Genomic DNA, 6,466 nt, shown 5'->3' on the forward strand with positions numbered 1-6,466 from the left:
GCGTCGAGCTTGAGCTCCAGCCAGGCCGGGTCATTGGCGCGCAAGTCCATGGACAGCGTCTTGGCCAGTGCGCCCAAGCCGCGCGGCTGCTCGGTGCCATTGACCCAGACTTCGAACGGCTGCGGCGCGCCGCCCTCTTCGGGTGCCAGTTCGCCGACAAACAAGGCGAAGTCGCCGAACGGGTGATGCACCATGAAAGTCCAGGCCGGGTTGCCGCCGGGCAGTTCGGGCCGGCTCGGCCAGCGCAGCGAAGACAGCACCGGCACCGGCAGACGCTCCAGTGACAAGCGGTGATTGGTGCCCTCGATTTGCAGCGGTGCGGTGGTGCCCGACACGGCGCTGGGCGTGACGCTCAGCACCGAGCCCAGGACCGAGTTGGGCCGGTAGGTGGCCAGGCCCTTCAAACCGGAGTGCCAGGCTTCCATGTACAGGTGTTGGAAATCGGCGTAAGGGTAATCGGCCGGTACGTTGACGGTCTTGGAGATGGCGGTGTCTATGAACGGTGCCACCGCGGCCACCATGGATTCATGCGCCTGGGCGCTCATCTCCAGCGCCGTGACAAAAGCCGGCGTCAGCGCCGCGTTCTCGCCGCGCAGATGACGGTACAGGCGCCAGGCGTGATCCTCCACCGCATATTCCTTGAAGCTGCCGTCCACCATGCGCTTCTTGCGCGTGTAGGTCCAGCTGAACGCCGGCTCGATGCCGTTGCTGGCGTTGTCGGCAAAAGCCAGGCTGATGGTGCCGGTCGGCGCGATCGAGAGCAGGTGCGAATTGCGCAGCCCGTGGGCCCGCACCCGCTCCTTCAAGGCGGCCGGCAGGCGCGAGGCAAAGTTCTGGCCGCTGAGGTAGAGGTCGGCGTTGAACAGCGGGAAAGCGCCACGCTCGCGCGCCAGTTCGACCGAGGCCTCATAGGCGGTGTCGCGCATCAATTCGGAAATCTGGCGCGCCATGTCGCGCGCCTGCTCAGTGTCGTAGCGCAGGTTGAGCATCACCAGCGCATCGCCCAGTCCGGTAAAGCCCAGGCCGACGCGGCGTTTGCTGCGGGCTTCTTCCTGCTGCTGCGGCAGCGGCCAGACGGTCACGTCCAGCACGTTGTCCAGCATCCGGGTCGCCACCCGCGCCACCTCGGCAAAAGCCGCTTTGTCAAAGTGCGCCGTCTCCTCGAACGGATTGACGATGAAGCGGGTCAGGTTGATGGAGCCCAGGCAGCAGCAGCCGTAGGGCGGTAGCGGCTGTTCCGCGCACGGGTTGGTGCTGGCAATGGTTTCGCAATAGGACAGGTTGTTGTCGCGGTTGATGTGGTCCAGAAACAGGACGCCAGGCTCGGCATGGTCGTAGGTGGAACGCATGATCTGGTCCCACAGTTCACGCGCCTGCAACTTGCGGTAAATCCACAAGCCGCTGTCGACCGACTGGTAGGCCCCCGCGGCCTTCTGGGCGACGCCCGGTTCGGCGCGATGGACCAGGGCGAATTCGCCGTTCTGTTGCACCGCCTCCATGAAAGCGTCGGTGACACCGACCGAGATGTTGAAGTTCTTCAGGTCGCCCTTGTCCTTGGCGTGGATGAATTCCTCGATGTCCGGATGGTCGCAGCGCAAGACCCCCATTTGGGCGCCGCGCCGGGCGCCGGCCGATTCCACCGTTTCGCAGGAGCGATCGAAGACACGCATGTAGCTCACCGGCCCGGAGGCGCTGCTTTGCGTGCTGCCGACCCAGGCGCCATGCGGTCGAATGCGCGAGAAGTCATAGCCGACGCCGCCGCCGCGGCGCATGGTCTCGGCGGCTTCGGTCAGCGCCGTGTAGATGCCGGGGTGGCCGTCTTCGATATGCGCGATGGAGTCGCCCACCGGCTGCACAAAGCAGTTGATCAAGGTGGCCGACAAGGTGGTGCCGGCGGCGGACTGAATGCGGCCGGCCGGCAGGAAGCCCGTTTGCAGGGCCTGCAGGAATTTGGCTTCCCACTGCTTTCGCTGCTCCGGCGCCTCGACTTCAGCCAAGGCGTGTGCCACGCGCTGGTTGACGTCCAGGATGGTTTTTTCGGTCCCTTTGCCGTATTTTTCGAGCAGCACTTCCTCGCTGATTTGCTGAGGAGCCAGCGCCTGGGCTGGTTTTGTTCGTTCTGGTGTTTTTTGCGACATGACTTGTTTCTTGAGGACTACGCTGAAATGTCCGGGCCTGTTGTTCGAGTGTTGGGGCTTGTTGTTCGAGCGCTGTTGCCGTGATGCAAAGTCGACCCGAAAAATTATTGTACTCGTTCGGCACTACCGGTAGTGTTACAAGACTGACGCTCAACTACATCTAGTGGTTTTACCGGATTGACGCTGTTCCGGGCGCCGCCGGCACCAGGCTGGCGCGCAGGGGCAAGGCCGGCGCCAAGGCGCCGGGCGCGGGCTCAAGCAGTGCCCTGCCCGGTTATTGCAGCAGCGGCGTGTCGGCCGCTTCAAGATCCACCCCAACCACGCTGGCGGCACCGGCCAGCAAACTCAGATACTGGCGCAACGCCGTCACGTAGCTGCTCTGCCGCAAGGCCATGGCGACGGCGCCATGGACCGCCTCGAAGGCTTGTATCACGCCCGGCTCGCGTTGCAGCACTTCCACCACGTGCAGGCCAAAGCGGCTGTGCACCAGGCGCGGCAACACGCCTACTTCAGTTTGTCCGAAAATCTCCCTGGCGAATTCTGGGGCGCAGTCGCTCGCCCGGAGCCAGCCCAGCTGGCCGCCGTCGGCGCCGCTGGGGCAATTGGAGAGTGTGCTGGCTGCCTTGGCAAAGATAGCCGCGGAATTTTTCCCGTCATGACAGCGCACTTCCAGCAGCGTGGCCTCGGCCCGCTGACGCAAGGCAGCGACGTCAACACCTTGCGTCACGGCGAACAGGATGTGGCGCAGCTCGGCGCGTTCGCCGCTGCTGTAGCTGGCCCGGTGGGCCGCGTAATGACGCCGGCAGGCCTCTTCCGAGGGCTGTGGAATGGCCAGTTGCTGCTCAATCAGCAACTCGATGGCGTCGCAAGCCGGCTCGCTGAGCACGCCGTCCGCCTCCGGAACGTCATTGGCAGACAGCAGGCCTGCGCTGATGGCAGCCTGTCGCAGCAACTCGGAACAAGCGCGCTGGCGCAGCTCGCAGTCGTCCAGCGTGTCGCCGCCGGCATGGAGGGCCACACCATTGACGCTGGCAATTTCGGGCTTGAGGAGCGTATTGTTTTGCATGATGAATCCTTCAACGCGGGCAGTTAAACGCGGGCATCCGGACGGCGCGGCTGGTTGTGGCCGGCCGGCACGTTCAGGCGGCGTGCGCGGACCACCTGGTAGGGCCGGAACAGGTAGGCAACCGTGCCAAAACCGCTCCAGACATGGACCAACCGGGTAAACGGAAAGATCAGGAAGAGGCTCATGCCCAGCAGCATGTGGGCCTTGAAGATCCAGCCGACTTCGGCCAGCAGTTCCGGCGCGCCGCTGCGCAAGGTCACGATGCGCTGCGCCCACTCGCCCAGCAGCAGCATCATGCCGCCGTCCAGATGTTGCCCGGAAACCGGCACCGTGGCCAGGCCCAACGCGAACTGCAGCCAGAGCAGGATCAGCAGCACGATGTCGCTGGTCTTTGAGTTGATGCGGATGCGCGGTTCGGCCAGGCGCCGGTGCAGCAGCAGACTGGCACCGATGAAGCCCAGCAGGCCGGCCGTGCCGCCCGTGATCATGGCCATCCGTTGCTTGTCGGCGGCACTGACGAAATGTTCATAAACAAAGTGCGGTGTCAGCAGCCCGGCGAAGTGGCCAAAGAACAGGAACAGGATGCCGACGTGAAACAGGTTGCTGCCCCAGCGCAATTGCCCGGCCTTGAGCAACTGCGAGGAGTCGCTTTTCCAGGTGTACTGGTCGCGCTCGAAGCGGATCAGGCTGCCCAGAAAGAAGACCGTCAGGCAGACGTAGGGATACAGGCCAAACAGGAAATGGTCCAGTGCATTCATGGTGCGACTCCAGCTGGTGCGGCGGCGCCCGCGTTACTGCGCGCCGCATCGTTCTTGACAAAGTGAATCGGTTGCGCCTGGCCTGGCTTGGCCTGACCCTTGATCGAGTAGCCGTCAAACACCACTGGCTCTTCCCAACTGGTGTCGATCGCCTCGTCGGGCACGACCTTGACGGCGTGCGCTCGTCCGCCGCTGAGTTCCAGCAGCGCGCCCAGCACGCTGGCGTAGGCGCTCTGGCGCTGTTGCAGGGCATTGAAGATGGCGTTGAAGATGTGCGCCATCTCGCCGAGGAAGGCGCGTGCTTCGCGCGGCGGCTGTGTCGAAACGAACTCCAGCACCACCGGCAGGTAGTCCGGCAACTCACCCGGCGCCAGAAAGAGCCCGGCCTTCTCATAAGTCTGGGTCAGGTCTATCATGGCCGGGCCACGATCCCGAGAGTCGCCATGTACATGCTCGAACAAATGCAAGGAGGTGGCATGACCGCGGTCGAACAGTTCGACATAGGCGCTCTCGGTTTCCAGTGGATCGAGGCGCTTGAGGGTGCCAATCAACGCATCCAACTCGGCCCTTCGGCTGACAGATAACGCTGCTTCGGTGTGCAGGACCTGCTGCATTTCGTCCAGATGCGCACGCCGTCTCGCATCGGGATAGGAGAGCAGGTGCGCAAACACCTTGAGGGTTTGCGATGCCGGTATGGGGTCGTTGTCAAACAGCTTCATAAAACGTGCCTTCGGAGCAAAACGGGTATTCAAGCCAGGAACACCGCGGAACCGGCTTTGCCGGGCCGCCGGTGTTGCCCCCTGCAAGGGGGGTGGCGGAGCGACACGAAGTGCGCGCAGCCTGGGGGTGTGCCATATCTAGACTCCCGCCTTGATCGGGATGGTGCGACGTTTGCTGCTGCCGAACAGACTGGTTTCGCTCGCGCCGTCGGAACAGCCATTGCCGAACGAGAAGCCGCAGCCGCCGCGCACGTCAAAAGTGTTCTCGGCATATTCGCGGTGCGTGCTGGGAATCACGAAACGGTCTTCGTAGTTGGCGATGGCCATCACCTGGTACATCTCTTCCACCTCGGCCTGGCTCATGTGCACCTGGTCCAGGGCGGCCGTGTTGATGCGCCCGTCGACATGTTTCTCGCGCTGGTAGGCCCGCATCGCCAGCATGCGCTCCAGGGCGCGTTCCACCGGCTGCGTGTCGCCCGCGGTCAGCAGGTTGGCCAGGTACTTGACCGGGATGCGCAGTTGCTTGACGTCCGGAATCTCGCCGTTGACGCCGATCTGGCCGGCGTTGGCCGCCGCGCTGATGGGCGACAGTGGCGGCACGTACCAGACCATGGGCAGGGTGCGGTACTCGGGGTGCAGCGGCAGCGCCACTTTCCAGTCGACTGCCATCTTGTAGACCGGACTCTTGCGAGCTGCTTCCAGCCAGTTTTCCGGTATGCCGTCCAGCCGCGCCTGCTCAATCACCTTGGGGTCGTTGGGGTCCAGAAAAATGTCCAGTTGCGCCTGGTACAAATCCCGGTCCTGCTCGACGCTGGCGGCGGCTTCGATGCGGTCGGCGTCGTACAGCAGCACGCCCAGGTAGCGAATGCGGCCGACGCAGGTTTCAGAACACACGGTGGGCTGACCGGCCTCGATCCGGGGGTAGCAGAAGATGCACTTCTCGGCCTTGCCGGACTTCCAGTTGTAGTAAATTTTCTTGTAAGGGCAGGCGCTCACGCACATGCGCCAGCCGCGGCATTTGTCCTGGTCGATCAGCACGATGCCGTCTTCCTCGCGCTTGTAGATCGAGCCCGACGGGCAACTGGCGACGCAAGCCGGGTTCAGGCAGTGCTCGCACAAGCGCGGCAGGTACATCATGAAAGTGTTTTCGAACTGGCCGTAAATGTCCTTCTGAATATCGTCGAAGTTCTTGTCTTTGCCGCGCTTGGAGAATTCGCCGCCCAGGATTTCTTCCCAGTTGGGACCCCAAACGATCTTCTCCATGCGCTGACCGGTGATCAGGCTGCGCGCGCGCGCCGTAGGTACCGCTTTCGATTCGGGTGCCGATTGCAAATGCGCGTAATCGAAGGTGAAGGGTTCGTAGTAGTCGTCGATCTGCGGCAGGTTGGGGTTGGCGAAGATGCGCATCAGCAGCTTCCACTTGGCGCCCTGGCGCGGCTCGATCTTGCCGGTGGCCTAGCGTACCCAACCGCCATTCCATTTGTCCTGGTTCTCCCACTCCTTGGGGTAGCCGATGCCGGGCTTGGTTTCGACGTTGTTGAACCAGGCGTACTCCATGCCGGGCCGGCTGGTCCAGACGTTTTTGCAGGTGACCGAACAGGTGTGACAACCGATGCACTTGTCCAGGTTCAGCACCATGCCGATTTGGGCGCGGATTTTCATCTAATCAAATGGGAGATCCCCCGGCTTTGCCGGGGTGGCAGTAGGAGTTTGACATATACGTAGGTGTCCATCGCAGAAACTACCAATCGTGAGCCGCCAAGCAAACGAAAGGAGAAACTGGAT

Annotated in this window: 4 protein-coding genes and 1 pseudogene; all 5 read right to left on the reverse strand. The window is 63.0% G+C overall.

The window, feature by feature from the left end; translation table 11 throughout:
- On the reverse strand, positions 1-2,138 hold a 2,138-nt coding region (locus PHS32_RS23700; protein WP_301081983.1), incomplete at its 3' end, for an adenosylcobalamin-dependent ribonucleoside-diphosphate reductase.
- Positions 2,139-2,412: 274 nt separating this feature from the next.
- Positions 2,413-3,204: a peptidylprolyl isomerase gene (locus PHS32_RS23705; RefSeq protein WP_301081985.1), complete on the reverse strand. Its 792-nt coding sequence runs from the start codon at positions 3,202-3,204 to the stop codon at positions 2,413-2,415.
- A gap of 23 nt (positions 3,205-3,227) precedes the next feature.
- Positions 3,228-3,962 carry a respiratory nitrate reductase subunit gamma gene (gene narI, locus PHS32_RS23710; RefSeq protein ID WP_301081987.1) on the reverse strand — a complete coding sequence of 245 codons (735 nt, stop codon included), beginning with the start codon at positions 3,960-3,962 and terminating at the stop codon, positions 3,228-3,230.
- Complete coding sequence (gene narJ / locus PHS32_RS23715; RefSeq protein WP_301081989.1) at positions 3,959-4,681, reverse strand: nitrate reductase molybdenum cofactor assembly chaperone; 723 nt, start codon at positions 4,679-4,681, stop codon at positions 3,959-3,961. Before narJ ends, narI begins: the two co-directional genes overlap by 4 nt.
- A 138-nt stretch (positions 4,682-4,819) precedes the next feature.
- Positions 4,820-6,343: pseudogene (narH, locus tag PHS32_RS23720) on the reverse strand (nitrate reductase subunit beta).
- Positions 6,344-6,466 lie beyond the last annotated feature (123 nt).

Origin of the sequence: Rhodoferax sp., assembly GCF_028714215.1 — a bacterium.
Lineage (GTDB): Bacteria > Pseudomonadota > Gammaproteobacteria > Burkholderiales > Burkholderiaceae_C > Rhodoferax.

Coding starts and splice junctions, on each gene's coding strand:
- PHS32_RS23705 (WP_301081985.1), bottom strand. CDS start 3,204: ATGCAAAACAATACGCTCCTCAAGCCCGAAATTGCCAGCGTCAATGGT.
- narI (WP_301081987.1), bottom strand. CDS start 3,962: ATGAATGCACTGGACCATTTCCTGTTTGGCCTGTATCCCTACGTCTGC.
- narJ (WP_301081989.1), bottom strand. CDS start 4,681: ATGAAGCTGTTTGACAACGACCCCATACCGGCATCGCAAACCCTCAAG.